The sequence below is a fragment of the Saccharothrix ecbatanensis genome (assembly GCF_014205015.1).
Classification (GTDB): Bacteria; Actinomycetota; Actinomycetes; order Mycobacteriales; family Pseudonocardiaceae; genus Actinosynnema; species Actinosynnema ecbatanense.
The window spans coordinates 7,033,737-7,050,482 of sequence record NZ_JACHMO010000001.1 but is presented as its reverse complement, the minus strand read 5'-3'; the positions used below and the strand labels follow the sequence as shown (position 1 = coordinate 7,050,482).

Sequence of the window (16,746 nt, the reverse complement as noted above, 5' to 3'; positions counted from 1 at the left end):
GCGGACGACGTGGTGGGGGTGGTGCGGGTTTGGGATCACAATCAAGAGACGCCGTGGAGGGCGGTGACGTGGCTTCGGCCTACCGAGTGGGTTACTCGGATCGGAGACCGAGGGCGCCGGTGGCCCGTCGCAGGGACGGGAGGGACAAGGCCGTCACCACGACGACCAGCAGCGCGGCGGCGGCGCTGAGCAGGCCGATACCCGGCCAGTCCAGCACGACGGGTCGGGAGAGGACCTGCAACAGCAGGGCCGTCAGGCTGCCTCCCACGGCCACTGCGACGACGAGCGCGAGGACCAGCGGCACCGCGTTCTGCCACAGCAGGGATCGGCTCAGCGCGCCTCTCGGGACGCCGCTCGCGGCCAGCACCGCCAGCGGTCGCCTGCGTTCCCGCACCTGTTCGAGGGCCAGCACCAACAGGCTGGCGCCCGCGAACAGCAGCGTGATCAGCGAACCCGCCAACAGCCCTCGGCGGATGCCCTGGAACTCCTTCACCCGCTGGGCCACCGCGGCCTCGCCCATGTAGTAGGTGTAGGTGCGCCAGGTCATCGGCGCCACCGCGTTCCGGACGTGCTCGGCGACGTCGGGCACGCCCAGGTCGACCACGACGTGGAGGGTGGCGCTACCGGACGAGAGGGGCAGGTCCCGCACCAAGGACGGAGTGAGGAACAGACCCCGGACGCCCATCGCGCCGGTGGGCATCTTCACCACGGCGTACGCCGGCACCGTCCACTTCGGACCGCGCTGGGGTTCGCCGGTCGAGGTGGTCCCCGAGAACACCGTGACCTCCTGGCCTGGTTTGACCGGCACGGGCCCGCTGTCGTAGGTGGTCTCTGGCTGGACGTAGAACGAATCGCCGTCCTGGCAGTTCGGCAGCTCCACCTGGACCTTCAGGGCTTCGCACGTGCCGACCGTCGCCGAGTCGAACCGCTCCGAAGCTGCCGAGAACAGGAGGTCGTACGTCGTGTGGACCTGTTTGACGCCCGTCGCCCGCTCCAGCATGCCGACCGCCTGCAGGGTCGACTCCGGCGTCGACGGCTGCATGGAGATCGCCATCCGGCTCCGGTCCGTGTCGGGCCGCGGCGAGCCCACGATCTCGCTCTCGGCGCTGGTCATGATCGACTGGAGCGCGATGCCGCCCGCCAGGACCACGGCGACGCCGCCGACCACCCGGGCCGCCGTGCCGCTTTCCAGCTGGAGCCTGCGGATCGCGAGTTGCCACGACGGCGCGCCGCCGCGGATGCGACCCACAACGCGCTCCACCACCCACGGCAGCAGAACGGGGATGCTCAGCAGCAGCATCAGGATGCCGCCGACCACGACCGACTCGGAGGCGCGGTTCTCGTCACCGCCGAGCGTGCCGGACTGGCTGATCAACGCCACCCCGCCGACGATCAGCGGCACAGTCCGCCACCACAGCACCCGGCGCACCGGCTTCGCCCGACGCACCACGCCCAGCGGCTCGATCACCGTGTGGCGCATCGCGACCACCGACGTCACCACCGCCATGACCGGCACGAGCACGGCGATCAGGACAGCCAAAGGCAGCGACGGGGTCAGGTCGTCCATGAACACGCTGACCCCGACCAGCCGCACGTTCTCCACGAATTGCCGTGCCACGAAGAACAGCGCCGTGCCCACCGCCAGCCCGGCGAACGCGCCCAGCAGCGACTCGCCCGCCGCGATCCGGCGCACCCGGAACGCGCCCGCGCCGACCAGCCGCAACGCCGCCAGCCTGCGGTCCCGTTCGGCCCCCGCCAACCGGGTGCTGATCCCCACGAACACCAGCACCGGGAACAGCAGCGCGACCACGCCCACGATGATCAGCAGGGTCAGCAGCGGGTCGAGCGTGCGTTCGGTCAACTCCCCGCCGAAGCCCGTGATCGCGCTCGGGCCGTCCACCTTCAGGGTCGCGTCACCCGCGTAGAACACCATGTCGTGCGGCGCGTTCAGGCCGACCCGGTCGATCGTGCCGACCACCTGCTGCGGGAACCGTTCGCGCAGCAGCTCGCCTTCCGGTGACTCCAGCAGCTCCCGCAGCGCGGGCGACACGAAGATCTCGCCGTCGCCGGGCACCCTCGACATGCCCGGCGGCACGGGCGCGTCCGGGCCGCTGCCCTTCACGAAGTAGCCGGCGATCGACTCGCCCCGATACGCGCTGTCCCACATCGTCGAGTACAGGACGTCACCGGAAGTCTGCTCCGCGCCGGTCGTCTCGCTGGTGATCGGCTCGCGGACGGCCTGCCGCTCGGCGCGCTCGGACAGCACGGTCGTCACCGAGGACGCGGTCAGCAGCACGGCCACCCCGATGCCGATGCCCAGGCCGGTCAACACGAGCCGGACCCACGACGTGCGCCCGCCGCCGAGAGCCAGCCGGACGCCGAGCGCGAGGTCGGAAACCCACTGCCTCACGGGGTCGGCTCCATCTCGCGGGACTGACCGTCGCGGACCACGATTTCGCGGTCGGAGTACGCGGCGACGCGCGGTTCGTGCGTCACCAGGACGACCGCCGCGTTCGTCTCCTTCGCCGCGGTGACGAGCAGTTGCATCACGCGCTCGCCGTTGAGCGAGTCCAGCGCGCCGGTCGGTTCGTCGGCGAACACCACGCGCGGACCTGTCACGAGGGCGCGTGCCACCGCGACCCGCTGGCCTTGGCCGCCGGACGTCTCGCCGGGGCGCTTGTCCGCGACGTCGGCGACTTCCAGCCGTTCCAGCCAGTCGCGGGCGCGCGACTCGGCTTCCTTGCGCTTCACCGAACCGAGCCGGAGCGGGAGGGCTACGTTCTCCAGGCAGGTCAGCTCGGGCACCAACTGGCCGAACTGGAACACGAAGCCGAAGTCGGTGCGCCGCAACTCGCTGCGCGGACCGTCGCCCATCGCGCTCAGCTCGACGTCGCGGTAGCGGACCGTGCCCCGGTCCGGTGTGAGGATGCCGGCCAGGCAGTGCAGGAGGGTCGACTTGCCCGAGCCGGACGGACCCATCACGGCCACCACTTCGCCCGCGTGCACGCTCAGTCCGGCGCCGTCGAGCGCGGGCGTGGGACCGAACGCCTTGTGCAGGTCGACGGCCTCCAGCAGCGCTTTCACGGGTGCCGGCTGCGGTGCCGCGTCGGGTGCCGTCGTGTCTGGTGCCATGGTCTCGGGTGCCGTGTCCGCCATCGTGTCCGGTGTCGTTTCGCTCATCGGGTCACCGCCCGCTTCAGCTGGCCGAGGCGCGCGGCGGTGAGTTCCAGCCAGCGCAGGTCGGCTTCCAGGTGGAACAGGGCGTGGTCGCAGATCAGCTGGTCGGCGAGGTCGCCGTGCGCCTTGCGCTTGGTCAGCTCGCGCATCGTGGTCAGGTGGGCGGCGCGCTGGACGTCGAGCACGTCGTCCGCGCTGCGACCGGACAGCAGGGCCAGCACTACCTTCGAGTAGAGCGTGTTCTGGAGGTAGAGCTCCGGCTTCTCCGGCGTGCCCAGCCAGTGCTCCACATCCGTCACGCCGGCGTCCGTGATCGCGTACCGCTTGCGCTCCGGACCGTCGCCCGACTCGACTCCGGCCTCTTCGACCAGGCCGTTGCGCAGCAGCCGCGAGAGCGTTGTGTAAACCTGCCCGTAGTGCAGCGGCCGGTCTTGGCCGAAGCGCTCGTCGTAGGCCCGTTTCAGGTCGTATCCGTGGCTCGGGCCCTTTTCCAGCAGGCCAAGCAGGGTGTGTCCGATCGACATGTGGGCGACTATACACACCGGGTATACACGGGGTTCATAGCTCGAACGGCCCAGCGTACGCGGTCGTCCGGTGCGGCGGTCGGGCTAACCGGTGACAATCGTTTGACGGTTACTTCGCCACATCGCGACCTTTCGACGCCTACAGTGGAGGGGTGACTGGTCTGGCGGCCGGCTGGGACCACGCGGCTTTCACGCAGGGTCGAGCCGGCGATGCGGAACACGATGTGGAGCTGCTGCTCGCTTTCCTGAACACCCGAGATCTCGAACTCGGCACGGACGTCCTGGACAGCGCCGCCGCTTGGCGCGCCTGGGTCACCGAACGCGGCCTCGGCCGGGCGGGTGATCCGGCGGAAGTCCGCGCCGCCCGCGCGTCGCTGCGGGCCTCGCTGGGTGAACCGCACGACGGACCCGATCCCACTCCCGCCGCGGGCCTGGTCCGCGTCGATCTCAGCCACGGCGTGCCGACCATGTCCAGCACCGACGCCCTCGGCGCGGTGCTCGGCGCGGCGGCACGGCTGGCGGTGCTCGGGTCGTGGGAGCGGTTCAAGATCTGTCAGGCGGACGACTGCCGGTGGGCGTTCTTCGACCGTTCGCGCAACCGCTCGCGCACCTGGTGCTCGATGCAGACGTGCGGCAACCGGGAGAAGGCGCGCAACTGGCGGGAGCGGCGCGCCCTCAGCGTGACGGTCAGGTGACGAGCTGGGAGACGGTGTAGATCACCAGGCCGGCCAGCGCGCCCACGACCGTGCCGTTGATGCGGATGAACTGGAGGTCGCGGCCGACCTGGAGTTCGATCTTGCGCGAGGTCTCCTCGGCGTCCCAGCGCTCGACCGTGTCGGTGATCAGCGTGGTGATCTCGTCGCGGTAGTTGGTCACCACGTACCCCGCCGCGCCTTCGAGCCACCCGTCGACCTTCGCCCGCATCGACTCGTCCTCGACCATCCGGCGGCCGAACGACATCAGCCCCTCGCGGACGCGCTTGCGCAGCTCGGACGACGGGTCCTCGGCCGCGTCGAGCAGCATCTTCTTCGCCGTGCCCCAGGCCGACCCGATCAGCCGCTGCACGTCCGGGTGCTCCACGAGCTGCTGCTTGACCTGCTCGGCCCGCTGCATCGTCGCCGGGTCGGTCCGCAGGTCGCCCGCGAACTCGATCAGGAACTGGTCCACCGCCAGCCGCATCGGGTGGTTGCCGTCGGTCTTCACCGCCCACGCGAAGTCCATCAGCTCGCCGTAGACCTTGTCGCCGAGCAACGAGTCCACGAACTTCGGCGACCACGACGGCGCCCGGTCCGACACCACGCCCATGACCTTGTCGTAGTTGTCCCGCACCCAGTCGTACGCCCGGTCGCAGATCAGGTCCACCAGCTTGTGGTGCGCCCCGTCGGTGAGCACCTGCCCGAGGAGCTTGCCCAGCGGCGGACCCCACGGCTGGTCGACCAACCGCCGCACGAGCGCTTGCTCGACCACGGCCTGCACGTCGTCGTCCCGCAGCACGGTGACCGCGCCACGCACCACGTTGGCCACCTCGGACGTCACCCGCTCGGCGTGAGCCGGTTCGGCGACCCACTCGCCGAGGCGCCGGCCGATGCCGACCCGCCGCAGCTTGTCCCGCACCACCGCCTCGGACAGGAAGTTCGTCCCGACGAACGACCCCAGCGCGTCGCCGAAGGTGTCCTTGCGGCTCGGGATGATCGCCGTGTGCGGGATCGGCAGGCCCAGTGGCCTGCGGAAAAGGGCTGTCACGGCGAACCAGTCGGCGATCGCGCCGACCATGCCCGCCTCGGCCGCGGCCCGCACGTACCCGATCCACGCCGGGCCGCCGTCCTCGAACAACAGCGCCACGACGAAGATCACGGTCGCGGCCAGGAAGAATCCGGTGGCCACGAGTTTCATCCGGCGCAAGCCCTGGCGCTTGAGCTGGTCAGCGGCGGTCAGTTGCTCCACGCCGCCATTGTCCGTGAAGATTCGGGCTTGTGCGGGTACCAGCGCTAGTCCCCAGGATGCGGCCGTTCACCTCGACGATCTTCGCGGAGATGACCGCGTTGGCGAACCGGACCGGGGCGGTGAACCTCGGGCAGGGTTTTCCGGACACCGACGGCCCGGTCGGCATGCTTGAAGTGGCCAAGGCGTCCATCGACGCCGGGCTCAACCAGTACCCGCCGGGTCCGGGCATGCCGGAGCTGCGGAACGCGATCTCCGAGCACCGGGCGCGCTACGGCACGCACTACGACCCGGACACCGAGATCCTCGTCACGGTGGGCGCGACGGAAGCCATCGCGGCCTCGTTGCTCGCCTTGGTGGAGCCCGGTGACGAGGTCGTGCTCATCGAGCCCTACTACGACTCGTACGCGGCGTCCGTGGCGTTGGCCGGCGCGACGCGGCGGACCGTCGGGCTGGTCGAGGAGCCGGGCACGGGGCGGCTCGGGCTGGACGTGGACGCGCTGCGTGCCGCGATCACGCCGCGGACCAGGGCGTTGCTGCTCAACTCGCCGCACAACCCGACCGGGACCGTGCTGAACTACGTGGAGCTGGCCGCCGTCGCCGCGCTGTGCGTCGAGCACGACATCGTGGCGATCACCGACGAGGTGTACGAGCACCTGGTGTTCGACGGCCTCGCGCACGTGCCGCTGGCGACGTTCCCCGGCATGGCGGAGCGGACCGTCACGATCTCGGGCGCGGGCAAGTCGTTCAACTGCACGGGCTGGAAGATCGGCTGGGCGTGCGGTCCGGCGGAGCTGGTCGGCGCGGTGCGCGCGGCCAAGCAGTTCATGACCTTCGTCGGCGGCGCGCCGTTCCAGCCCGCCGTGGCGCACGCGTTGCGCAACGAGCTGGACTGGGTGGAGGGCCTGCGCACGTCGTTGCAGGACAAGCGGTCGCGGCTGTCCGGCGGGCTGACCGAGGCCGGGTTCTCGGTGCGGCCGAGCGAGGGCACGTACTTCATCACCGCGGACGTCCGGCCGCTCGGCTTCACCGACGGCGCGCAGCTGTGCCGGGAGCTGCCGGAGCGGATCGGTGTCGCGGGCGTGCCGGTGCAGGTGTTCACCGATCACCCCGACGAGTGGCGGCACCTGGTGCGGTTCGCGTTCTGCAAGCGCGACGAGGTGCTGGACGAGGCGATCAGCCGGCTGCGGAAGCTAAGCGTCTGACTTGACCTCCGCCGGGCGGGCGCCCGCCAGCCGGTCCTGCACCAGGGCGTGCCGGAACTGGTAGGCGGCGCCCGCCTGGCGCAGCACGCCGAGCTTGCGCGCGTCCTCCAGGAACTCCATCAGCTCCCACGGCAGCTTCCCGCGCAGCGCCAGCCAGATCCGCGCCACCGTGAACCACCACCAGCGCAGGTGCAGCACGGACAGCGTGAAGCCGAGCATCAGACCGGACGCCAGGCCAAGCCCGACCATGCCCGTCTGGGTCGGCCCGAACACCAGACCGGCGGCGGCGCCGAACACCACGGCAAGCACGAGCGACCCGGTCCACACCGCGATCCGGTCCTGCGCCATCGTCCACTTCGGACTGGACGGGTGGCTCAACTCGGCGCTGCTGGCCAACGAGAACCGCAGCGCCACCGCCACCGCGATGCCCAGCCCGACGACGAGACCGGCTGCCGGCCCGTACAACGCGCCGAACACCAGACCTGCCGCCGTGCCCAGCACGCCGCTGACCACGACGAGACTGCGCCACACACCCAGCCGGGGCTTCGGCGCACGGTCGCTCGACGCGTACAGCGCGGCCACGGCCACCGCGAGTCCGGCGGCCAGACCGGTGATCGGGGCCAGCTTCGGCGTGCTCGCGTACGCCATCAGCCACATGACGCCGAACCCGCCGATGGCGCCCAGCGCGATCGCGCCGAGCAGCGCCAGCCACACGGCGCCGACCGACCGGCGCAGCTCCCACCAGCCCAGTTCGAGCACGCCGCGTTCGCGCATCTGGTCCGCCAGGAACGTGAGCCAGCGGGTGGCTTTGTCGCGTGGCCAGACCTGGCTCGCGCGGGCCTGGTGTGCGATGCCGCGATCACCGAACGCGCTGCTGACCAACCGGTCCACCAGGTGGTCCTCGACCGCGCGGCGATCCGGGAACCGGCCGCGGTCCAGCAGCTCGCTCGGCTCGCCGTAGCCGTAGACGATGCCCGCCAGCCACACCGCGAGCGGCGTGGACAGCGCGTCGGCCAGCCGACCGTCCGGCTCGTCGCGCAGGTGCAGGAAGATCGGCTCCCAGCGCGCCGCCGTGACGGGGTCCGAGACCGCCCGGATGTAGCCCGCGATCTCTTCCTGGTCGAGCGGCTGGAGCTGGACGACCTGCGCGCCCCGGACCGGGTTGCCGGCTTCGGCGAACTCGTCCGTGCGGCTGGTCAGCACCAGCGGGTGCGAGCCGGGGAACGCGCGGTTGATGCGGTCCAGCGCGGCGGCACGGTGTTCGGCTGGGATCTGGTCGAGGCCGTCCAGCACCGGGAACACGCGGCGCTGCTCGACCAGCAGGTCACCCGCGTAGCTGCCGTACAGCTCGGTGTTGCGCAGGGCCGGGTGGTCCTCGTACAGCCGCCGGGTCATCCAGGTGCGGACGTCCTCCGCGTTCGGGTCCCAGGTCGACAGGGGGAGGAGGAACGGCACCGGGCCGTCCGTCCGGCGGTCGAGCAGGCCCATGGTGAGGAGCATGGCCGTGGTGCTCTTGCCCGCGCCGGGTTCGCCGAGGAACACCATGCGGGGGCTGCGCTGGAACGCGCGGACGACCGCGTCGCTGTGGCCGGGTTCGCCTTGCCCGTCCTGGAGGGCGCTCCAGTGCACGTCGAGGAGGTTGTCGTGCAGGCCGCGGGCGCGGCACTCCTCGTTCCACTGGGCGTGCAGGGCGTGCGCGAGGGCGGTCGTGGCGGCGTCGAGGTTGTCGTCGGTGGCCAGGCCCGCGGCGCGCTTGCGGTGCACCCACGGGTCCAGGGCGGCGAGCAGCGCCAGGAAGCCGAGGGCGAGGCCGGTCAGCCACAGTTCGGGTGCGATGCCGTAGTCGGTGACGAACAGGCCGGCCGCGGCGAGCACGGCGGCCAGCACGCATCCGGTGAGGACGGCCCGCTGGCGGAATCTGGACACCAACGCATCATGACGGACCTGTGACGGATGGTGGTGACACCGTCACCCCTGTGTCGTGCGTACCCTCGGATCTGTGATCTGTCCGAAATGCCAGGACCTGATGCAGACCATCAGCCGCGGTTCCGTGCACGTTGAGCAGTGCGAGAACTGCAAGGGCGTTTTCCTGGACGGTGGCGAGTTGGAGCAGATCATCGCCGCCGAACGTGCGCACTACGCCCAGCCGTACCGGCCGGAAGGCGTCCCCGTACCGATGACGCCTGTGCCCATGACCCCTGTGCCCATGACTCCGGTGCCCATGACTCCGGTGCCCGGCCCGCCGGCGTACGACCCGGCGCCGGCGCACGACCAGACCATGCACGCACCTCTCGCAGGCCAGGTCCCGGTCGAGGCCCATGCGCCCGCCGAGCCCACCAGCCCTGCCGCGCCCACCAGCCCTGCCGCGCCCACCAGCCCCGTCGAGCCCACCAGCCCCGTCGAGCCCGCCGGACCCACCGAGCCTGTCGAGGGTGCCGAACCCGTGGAGGGCGAGCAGCCGCCTGCCGCCCCATCCACCCCGGCCCAGCCGACCCCGTACCAGCCTCCACCAGCACCAGCACCAGCACCGGCACCGGCACCGGCACCAGCACCGCCCGCCGAACCCGCCGGCCCACCACCGCCCTACCAACCGCCGCCCGGCACCCGGGTACCCGGCGTCCAGCCCGGCGGCGCCCCACCCCCGTACCAGCCACCACCCGGCACCGCGCCCGCCCCGCCACCCGCGTACCCGCCCGGCCAGTACCCCGCCCAGTACCCCGGCCAGTACGGCTACCCGCACCCCCAGCCCCGCCGCCGCAGCTTCCTGGAGGAACTGCTCGACTGACCGCCCGGGGATGTGGGGTCAGGGGAGGGGCCAGGTGTGGAGGGTGCCGTCCAGGGCGAAGTACTGGTCGGTGGGGGTGGCGGTGAAGGTGAACTGGTGGCGGCGGGGTTTGCCGAGGGCCCGCCACTGGCGGTAGGCGGCTTCGGCCTCGTCCCACAAGGCGCGCGGGCCTCCCTGGTCCACGACCGCGCCCCGGTGCCGGACCCACGAGCCGTCCGGGTGCACCAGGCGGATCGGGTCGGCGGCTATCGCGACCTCGGACAACGCCAGGCCGGCGAAGAACTCGAAGCCGCTGGACGGGTCCACCACGGCACGCGACGGCAGCAGGGTCGTCCGGGATTCCGTCGCCGGCGCGGTCAGGGCGTCGACCAGGGCCTCGTCCGCCCATGACTGGCGGTGGGCGCGCAGCGGCATGAAGCGGCCGTCCTCCAGCAGCACGCGCCCGGTGGCCTGGCCGTCGTGGACGGTCAGGCGGACCAACCCGGCGCCGATGGGCCGGTTGAACGTGGTGACGATCAGCCCGCCCGGCGCGGTCTGCGCCAGCCACGCCGAAGGAATCCGGGACACGGCGCACGTCCCGAGGATGCGGTCGTAAGGCGCACGAGGCGCGTACCCCTGCTCGCCGTCGCCCGCCACGCACCTCGGGTGGTAGCCGGCACCGGTGAGCCGGGACTCGGCCCGCGCCAGCACTCCGGCGTCCACGTCGATCGACGTCACCAGACCGTCGCCGAGCACGTGGCAGAGCAGGGCGGCGTTGTAGCCGGTGCCGGTGCCGATCTCCAGCACGCGGTTCCCCGGCGTGACGGCCAGGGCCTCCAGCATGATCGCCATGATCGTCGGCATGCTCGACGAACTGGTGGGTACCCCGATGACGGCGTCCTTCGCCAGTGCTTGCTCCCACGCCCGGTCGTCGCCGTCGAGCTGGGTCACGCACACCTCGTTCCGGTACACCAGCGCGAGGTGGTCGGGGTGCGCGGACGTCACCGGCTCCCACGTGCCGTCCGGCCGCTGCACGAAGAACCCCGGCAGGAACGCATGCCGCGGGACCTGCCGAAACGCCTCCGCCCAGCGCGGATCGCGGATGACCTCGGCGGCCACCAGCGAGTCGACGAGCTGTCCGCGCAGGTCCGCCGCCAAGTCCACGCCACCACCGTAGCGCTGTGGTCGAGCACACGGCCGGATCGCTAGCAGAGCGCTTGCAACAGCTAGCACCTCCGCGTACCGTCGAATACGGATCGAGGAGGTGCCGCAAATTTGGACAAGTCCATCGACAAGGCGGTGGCCGAACTCGGCCGCGACATCGGCGAGTACATCCGCGAGCAGCGCAACACCGCGAAGATCTCGTTGCGGCAGCTGGCCAAGCTCGCCGGGGTCTCCAACCCGTACCTGAGCCAGATCGAGCGCGGGCTGCGCAAGCCGAGCGCGGAGATCTTGCAGCAGATCGCCAAGGGGCTGCGGATCTCGGCGGAGGCGCTGTACGTCGAGGCCGGGATCTTGGAGCAGCGGGAGGGCGGCGCCCTCACGGACGCCATCGTCACCGCCCCTGACCTGACCGAGCGGCAGAAACAGGTGCTGCTCGACGTCTACGAGTCATTCCGGCGGGAGAACACCGCCGCAAACCAGACCAAGCCGGAGGAGTGATCTCCATGCCGAACATGCCCACCACCGAGGAGCTGCGGAAGGCCGGCGAGCAGGCCGTCGCCGCCGCCCGCACCCCGCTGCTCGCCGCGCTCGGCGCCGGTGACCTGGCCGCGAAGGCCGTCATCGACGCGCTCACCAAGGCCCGTGAGCGCGCCGAAGAGGCGCGCAACGCCGCCGAGTCGGCCGACCTGAAGAAGGACCTGCTGGACAAGCTGGACCCGGCGGAGCTGCGCAAGGTCGTCGACGCGTACACGCAGTCGGCCCTGAACCTCTACCAGTACCTCGCCCAGCACGGCGAGGAGGCGCTGGAGAAGCTGAAGACCCAGCCGCAGTTCCAGAAGGCGCTGCACCAGGTCGAGGAAGCCGTCGAGAACGCGCAGAAGCGCACCGAGGCCGCCGCCGCAGACGCCCGCGTGATGGCCGACGACGTGCTCGGCAAGGTCACCCGCCGCACCCGCGAGGTCGGCGAGAAGGTCGCCGGCGAGCTGGACGACGCGAGCGAGAAGCTGGCCGAGACGGTGGTCGAGGTCGGCGGTGACGTCGCCGAGGAGGTGCGTGGCACCACCCGCAAGGCGGCCGACCGCACCGCGCCCGCGCCGCGCAAGCCGGCCGTGGTGACCAAGCCCGCCACCACGAAGACCACGGCGCCCAAGGCCACGGGCACCCGTTCCACCGCGGCGAAGAAGCCCACCGACACCACGAAGTGACCGAACCGGTGCGGGGCGTCCCTGCAGGGACGCCCCGTTCCGCTGTACCGGGGACGCCGAACGCACGTAGGCTGGACTCGTGCTGCCCTCATTCCCGCCGTTCAGCCCGCTCTACCTGGACCTGTGGGTCATGTTCGCGGCGTACTACGCCGCGTTGGTCATGGGCGTGTTCGCGTTCGCGCACGCGCTGTCGCAGCGGGCGGACGCCTACACCGCGGCCGAGCGCATGACCAAGCCCGCGTGGCTCGGCATCACGGGCGGTGGCGCGTTCGCGCTGCTGCTGTTCCACCCGTTCTCCGCCGGCGCCATGTTCTGGCTCGCCGGGCTGGTCGCGGTCACGGTGTACGTGGTCGACGTCCGGCCGCGGCTGATCGAGGTCCAGCGCGGCCCCCGGTGGTGACGTTCCGGAGCTTCGGCTCCGGAACGCCGGTCACGCTCGTCGGCCACGGCCTGGGCGCGACACCCGGTGAAGCCCGTCTGCCCACGTCCGGCCTGCCGGGCACGAAAGTCGTGGTCACCCTCCCCTCGCACGGCGACGCCCCGGACGCGCCCGAGGGGTACTGGAGTTACCGGCGGATCGCCGCCGACCTGCGTGAAGTCGCCCGTGAAACCGGTGCGACGCAAGCGATCGGCGTGTCGCTGACGGCGGGCGCGCTGCTCACCCTGCTGGCCGGGGAACCCGACGCGTTCGACCGGGTGGCGTTGCTGCTGCCCTCCGTGCTGGACGAGCCGAGGCCGGTGCTCGACCGCGAGGACGCGATCACCGCCGTCGGCGGCCCGCCCGACTACCAGGCCGAGCGGCGTCGTGCGTTCGCCCGTCTGGACGGTGCATTGGCCGCTTTGCCCGGCCAGGTCGCGGTCGCCGACCGTGCGGCGTTGTCCCAGGTCACGGCCCCGGTGCTGGTGGTCGGCGCGACCCGTGACCCGCTGCACCCGGAAGACGTGGCCAAGCAGGTGGCGGCGTCGTTCCCGAACGGCCGGCTGGAGCTCGTGCCGTCCTGGACGACCCATCGGGGTGACGTCCGCGGGTGGTTGCTCGACTTCCTGCGCGGGTAGCCGAAGCACATGGCCGAACAGAAGAAGATCGCATTCCTGGTCGACACGGAGGGCATCGAGCAGGTCGAGCTGACCGATCCCTGGCAGCACGTGGAGAAGGCCGGTGCGCTGCCGAGGCTGCTCGCGCCCAAACTCGGGCAGGTGCAGGGGTTCGACCACCTGACGCCCGCCGACACGTTCTCCGTGGACGTGCCGTTCGCGCACGCGGACCCGATGGACTACGACGGCGTGGTGATCCCGGGTGGGGTTGCCAACGCGGACATCCTGCGGCTGGACCGCGACGCGGTGCAGTTCGTGAAGCAGCACGTCGCCGCGGGCAAGCCGGTCGCCTCGATCTGCCACGGACCGTGGCTGCTGGTGGAGGCGGACGTGGTGCGGGGCAAGAAGCTCACGTCGTTCCCGAGCCTCGCCACCGACATCCGCAACGCAGGCGGTGAGTGGGAGGACAGCGAGGTGTGCGTGTCCGGCGGCGGGGGTTGGACGCTCGTGACCAGCCGGAAGCCGGACGACCTGCCCGCGTTCAACCGCGAGGCGTTGAAGGCCTTCGGGTTGCAGGGCCTCTGACCCTCCTGACTCCCTGAAGGACCCGTCCACGGGGATGTGCACCTCCCCGTGGACACCCCTCTAGAGGCGTGCTTGCGCGTAGGCCGCGATGGCGTCGCGGACGTACTCGCCGAAGCCCTCGGCGTGCGCGTCGAACTGCGTCTTGAACTCGGGTGCGTCGACGTACAGCTGACCCAGCCCGGTGTAGGACTCCCGGTTCGGCGTCCAGCTCAGGCTCAGCCACCGGAAATGCCGGTCGGTCACGTCCAGCGCCTCCGGCGCGTCCACCGCGACACCGGCGTCGAACAGCCCGGCGTACGCCTGGTAGATCGACCGCCACTCCGCCATGAACCCGTCGGCGTCGGACTTGGACCAGCCCTGCATCCGGCGCTTGCCCTCGTCGATGTGCTCCTGCGCCTGGTCCCCGTAGCGCTCCACCAGTTCCGCCTCGTAGCGGGCCTGGCGGTCCGGGTCGAAGCCGTCGAACAGCTCTTCCATCTTCATGCGATAACCCCCTTCCAGTTTCTCGATCGTCCGGGTCACGGTCTTGGCCAGCCTCACCAGCCGTTCCTGCTCCTTCGTCAACCGCCGCGCGTGGTTGCGCAGCACGGCGACCGTCGAGTGCCGCCCGTCCAGGACCTCGGCGACGGTGTCGAGGCCGAGTCCCAGGTCGCGCAGCAGCAGGATCTGCTGGAGCTTGAGCAGCTGCTCCTGTTCGTAGTACCGGTAGCCGTTGCCGCCGATCCACGCCGGTTCGAGCAGGCCGATCGAGTCGTAGTGCCGCAGCGTCCGCGAAGTCACCTTCGACATCCGCGCCACCTGTGCGATCGACCAGGCCATTTCCGTGCTCCCCTCCTGTGCGGACCACGCTAGAGGTTGACGTAACGTCAACGTCAAGGCGAGCCGGCAGGATGGTCGGTGTGTGGACCATCGCAGGAACCCTGACCCCCGTGCCCGCGCTCGACCGGCTGGACCTCGTGGCCGGTCCGGTCGCCGCCGCGCTCCGGTCGATGGCGGACGGCGCGCGGTTCGCGGTCGCGGAGATCGACCCCACGTTGGCGGACACGGCCGAGTTCTGCGCGCACTACGGCTCGCCGTTGGAGGCGTCGGCGAACTGCGTCGTCGTCGCGGGCAAGCGCGGGGACACCGTCCGGTACGCGGCGTGCCTCGTGCTGGCGACCACGCGGGCGGACGTGAACGGTGTCGTCCGACGTCGGCTGGACGCGCGCAAGGCGTCGTTCGCGCCGATGGACGACGCGGTGTCGCTCAGCGGCATGGAGTACGGCGGCATCACGCCCGTCGGCCTGCCCGCGGACTGGCCGGTGCTGCTGTCGCCCGAGGTTGCCGCCGCGCCGGAGTTGGTGATCGGCAGCGGTATCCGGGGCAGCAAGCTGCTCGTGCCGGGCGAGGTGCTGGCGAAGCTTCCCGGCGCCGAGGTCGTGGACGGCCTCGCCCGCTAGCCCTGTTTCGCCCGTTCGTGAGGCCCGACGGTTGCCTCGATGTTCTAGAATCGAACACGTGCCGATTGACGCGAAGACCTTGGGCGGCCGGATAGCGGAGGCCAGGAGCCGCGCGGGGCTCACCCAACAGCAACTTGCGACTGCGGTCTCGCTGGGTCGGCCTGCCATGAACAAGATCGAGAACGGCCTCCAGCGGGTGTCAGCGCTGCAGTTGGCCCGGATCGCCGACGAACTCGGGGTTCGCATCGAGTGGTTCCTCGACGACGCGCCTCCGGCGATCCTCTCCCACCGCAATCTCAGGGAACCCGGCGCGGCGAGCCCTGTGATCGACACGGTGATCGAGCGCATCGTCCGAGATGTCGAGTTCGTCCTGGCCGAGGACAAGAAGGCCGGTCTCGTGACGGTCGATCCGTTCATGCGTCCCACCACGAACGCCGAGGTCGAGGCGATGGCCCGGCACGCCCGTTCCTTGTTGGGACTGGACGATCAGGAGCCGGTCAAGGAGATCGCGAAGGTGGTCGCCCCCCAAGGGCTCCTCGTATTCGCTTTGAGACTCGGCGCGGATTCGGCGGACGCGGCATCGGTGATGCTCGAACGTGGAGGAATCGCACTGGTCAACGGCGACCTCCAGGTGGGACGTCGCCGGCTGGCCGTGGCACACGAGTTCGCCCACTATCTCCTGGCCGACGAATACGCCGTCGACTGGCGCGTCGCGGAGAGTCTCGACCCGGAAAGCTGGGAAGCCAGGCTTGATCGGTTCGCGCGCGCGCTCCTGTTGCCGGAACCAGGTGTGACCGGGATGTGGAACCGATGTGTCGACAGCGGTGACGATGTGCGGACAGCGGCGGTTCGGGTGGCGAGTTACTACCGAGTCGACATGTCCACTCTCGCCCGGCGACTGGTCGAGCTGACTGTGATCGACCACAGCGGAGCGCACCTGGTCCGAGGTGCGCGGACCACGAGGGCGGACATCGTCGAGTTGAACCTCGTCGTGGCTGACGAACTGGCTCCGCCGATGTTGCCGCGCGAGTACGAGCTGGCGGTTCTGCGCTTGTACCGTCAGGAGACCATTTCGTCTGCACGCGCGATCGACCTCCTGCTGGACACGTGGGAAGAGTCGTCACTGCCCCCGTTGCAGCCGCTCCCCGAGGATGCGATCTGGACGTTCGTGCGGTGACGCCGCCACATGTGCTCGATACGGGCCCGCTGAGCCATTTCGCCAAACAGCAGTGGCCGGGCGTCTTGCGTGCCGTCGTCAACGATCGTGACGCGTTGATTCCGGATGCGGTAGAGGTCGAGCTTCGGGCTGGGGTGGGTTCCCATCCGCATCTGCAATTCGTCGTCGACGCGTCGTGGCTCCAACCTGTGGAGCTGGTCGGCGAGGTCGAACTGGAGGCGTACGCGAAGTTCTCAAGGTACTTGGTGGTCAGGGAGCGCAATCGTGGCGAAGCCGCCGTCCTCGCGTTGGCGAGCATCAGCGGTGGGGTCGCAGTCGTCGATGACTCCGCGGCCCGGAAGGTCGCGGATCGTCACGGCGTCGAGCACATCGGAACGCTCGGGCTGTTGTGCGAGAGCATCCGTTCGGGACTGCTGACCGTTCGTCTCGTCGCTCAACTGGCGGATCACCTCCTCGAAGGCGAATACCGCCTGCCGTTCCTGCCCGGCGGCTTCGAGAAGTGGGCAGCGGACAACGGCCTTGTGGGCTGA

Annotated in this window: 18 protein-coding genes; 11 read left to right on the top strand and 7 right to left on the bottom strand. The window is 70.6% G+C overall.

What is annotated here, in order from left to right:
* Window positions 1-91: 91 nt before the first annotated feature.
* Genes F4560_RS30445 through F4560_RS30435 form a run of 3 tightly spaced genes read right to left on the bottom strand, consistent with a single transcriptional unit; the run spans window position 92 to window position 3,701 of the window.
* Window positions 92-2,410 carry an FtsX-like permease family protein gene (locus tag F4560_RS30445; RefSeq protein ID WP_184925912.1) on the bottom strand — a complete coding sequence of 773 codons (2,319 nt, stop codon included), beginning with the start codon at window positions 2,408-2,410 and terminating at the stop codon, window positions 92-94.
* Window positions 2,407-3,132, bottom strand: coding sequence for an ABC transporter ATP-binding protein (locus F4560_RS30440; protein ID WP_184929489.1), 726 nt, complete (start codon window positions 3,130-3,132; stop codon window positions 2,407-2,409). Before F4560_RS30440 ends, F4560_RS30445 begins: the two co-directional genes overlap by 4 nt.
* A 44-nt stretch (window positions 3,133-3,176) precedes the next feature.
* Window positions 3,177-3,701 (bottom strand): PadR family transcriptional regulator, encoded by a 525-nt coding sequence (locus F4560_RS30435; RefSeq protein ID WP_184925910.1) that lies wholly within the window; start codon window positions 3,699-3,701, stop codon window positions 3,177-3,179.
* A gap of 152 nt (window positions 3,702-3,853) precedes the next feature.
* On the opposite strand from F4560_RS30435, the gene F4560_RS30430 reads away from it, so the two are divergent.
* On the top strand, window positions 3,854-4,396 hold the full coding sequence (locus F4560_RS30430) for a CGNR zinc finger domain-containing protein (RefSeq protein WP_184925908.1): 543 nt from the start codon (window positions 3,854-3,856) through the stop codon (window positions 4,394-4,396).
* On the opposite strand, the gene F4560_RS30425 is transcribed toward F4560_RS30430, so the two are convergent.
* Window positions 4,389-5,645 (bottom strand): DUF445 domain-containing protein, encoded by a 1,257-nt coding sequence (locus F4560_RS30425; RefSeq protein WP_376775361.1) that lies wholly within the window; start codon window positions 5,643-5,645, stop codon window positions 4,389-4,391. The genes F4560_RS30430 and F4560_RS30425 overlap by 8 nt on opposite strands.
* 29 nt (window positions 5,646-5,674) lie before the next feature.
* On the opposite strand from F4560_RS30425, the gene F4560_RS30420 reads away from it, so the two are divergent.
* Window positions 5,675-6,847 carry a pyridoxal phosphate-dependent aminotransferase gene (locus tag F4560_RS30420; RefSeq protein WP_184925906.1) on the top strand — a complete coding sequence of 391 codons (1,173 nt, stop codon included), beginning with the start codon at window positions 5,675-5,677 and terminating at the stop codon, window positions 6,845-6,847.
* Here the strand turns inward: F4560_RS30420 and F4560_RS30415 are convergent.
* On the bottom strand, window positions 6,836-8,773 hold the full coding sequence (locus F4560_RS30415; protein ID WP_312869568.1) for an NACHT domain-containing protein: 1,938 nt from the start codon (window positions 8,771-8,773) through the stop codon (window positions 6,836-6,838). The genes F4560_RS30420 and F4560_RS30415 overlap by 12 nt on opposite strands.
* Window positions 8,774-8,846: 73 nt before the next feature.
* Here F4560_RS30415 and F4560_RS45755 point away from each other — a divergent pair, with 73 nt between their 5' ends.
* Window positions 8,847-9,632: a TFIIB-type zinc ribbon-containing protein gene (locus F4560_RS45755; protein WP_184925904.1), complete on the top strand. Its 786-nt coding sequence runs from the start codon at window positions 8,847-8,849 to the stop codon at window positions 9,630-9,632.
* A gap of 18 nt (window positions 9,633-9,650) precedes the next feature.
* On the opposite strand, the gene F4560_RS30405 is transcribed toward F4560_RS45755, so the two are convergent.
* A complete protein-coding gene (locus F4560_RS30405) occupies window positions 9,651-10,775 on the bottom strand; it encodes a methyltransferase domain-containing protein (RefSeq protein ID WP_184925901.1) in 1,125 nt (374 codons plus the stop codon).
* 111 nt (window positions 10,776-10,886) lie between these two features.
* Here F4560_RS30405 and F4560_RS30400 point away from each other — a divergent pair, with 111 nt between their 5' ends.
* From F4560_RS30400 to F4560_RS30380, 5 genes are all read left to right on the top strand, one after another.
* Complete coding sequence (locus tag F4560_RS30400) at window positions 10,887-11,273, top strand: helix-turn-helix domain-containing protein (protein ID WP_184925897.1); 387 nt, start codon at window positions 10,887-10,889, stop codon at window positions 11,271-11,273.
* Between the two features lie 5 nt (window positions 11,274-11,278).
* Complete coding sequence (locus F4560_RS30395; RefSeq protein ID WP_184925895.1) at window positions 11,279-11,980, top strand: hypothetical protein; 702 nt, start codon at window positions 11,279-11,281, stop codon at window positions 11,978-11,980.
* Between the two features lie 115 nt (window positions 11,981-12,095).
* Window positions 12,096-12,380: a DUF2516 family protein gene (locus F4560_RS30390; protein ID WP_281392288.1), complete on the top strand. Its 285-nt coding sequence runs from the start codon at window positions 12,096-12,098 to the stop codon at window positions 12,378-12,380.
* The gene (locus F4560_RS30385; protein ID WP_312869567.1) at window positions 12,374-13,036 is read left to right on the top strand and encodes an alpha/beta fold hydrolase; all 663 of its coding nucleotides are present in this window, start codon (window positions 12,374-12,376) and stop codon (window positions 13,034-13,036) included. Before F4560_RS30390 ends, F4560_RS30385 begins: the two co-directional genes overlap by 7 nt.
* A 9-nt stretch (window positions 13,037-13,045) precedes the next feature.
* The gene (locus F4560_RS30380; RefSeq protein ID WP_184925893.1) at window positions 13,046-13,600 is read left to right on the top strand and encodes a type 1 glutamine amidotransferase domain-containing protein; all 555 of its coding nucleotides are present in this window, start codon (window positions 13,046-13,048) and stop codon (window positions 13,598-13,600) included.
* Between the two features lie 60 nt (window positions 13,601-13,660).
* Here the strand turns inward: F4560_RS30380 and F4560_RS30375 are convergent, their stop codons facing one another.
* The gene (locus F4560_RS30375) at window positions 13,661-14,419 is read right to left on the bottom strand and encodes a MerR family transcriptional regulator (RefSeq protein ID WP_184925891.1); all 759 of its coding nucleotides are present in this window, start codon (window positions 14,417-14,419) and stop codon (window positions 13,661-13,663) included.
* A gap of 71 nt (window positions 14,420-14,490) precedes the next feature.
* On the opposite strand from F4560_RS30375, the gene F4560_RS30370 reads away from it, so the two are divergent.
* Genes F4560_RS30370 through F4560_RS30360 form a run of 3 tightly spaced genes read left to right on the top strand, consistent with a single transcriptional unit; the run spans window position 14,491 to window position 16,746 of the window.
* A complete protein-coding gene (locus F4560_RS30370; RefSeq protein WP_184925889.1) occupies window positions 14,491-15,039 on the top strand; it encodes a YbaK/EbsC family protein in 549 nt (182 codons plus the stop codon).
* 58 nt (window positions 15,040-15,097) lie between these two features.
* Window positions 15,098-16,216, top strand: a complete 1,119-nt coding sequence (locus tag F4560_RS30365) for a helix-turn-helix domain-containing protein (protein ID WP_312869566.1) — start codon at window positions 15,098-15,100, stop codon at window positions 16,214-16,216.
* A complete protein-coding gene (locus tag F4560_RS30360) occupies window positions 16,213-16,746 on the top strand; it encodes a PIN domain-containing protein (protein WP_184925887.1) in 534 nt (177 codons plus the stop codon). The genes F4560_RS30365 and F4560_RS30360 overlap by 4 nt, the downstream gene beginning before the upstream one ends.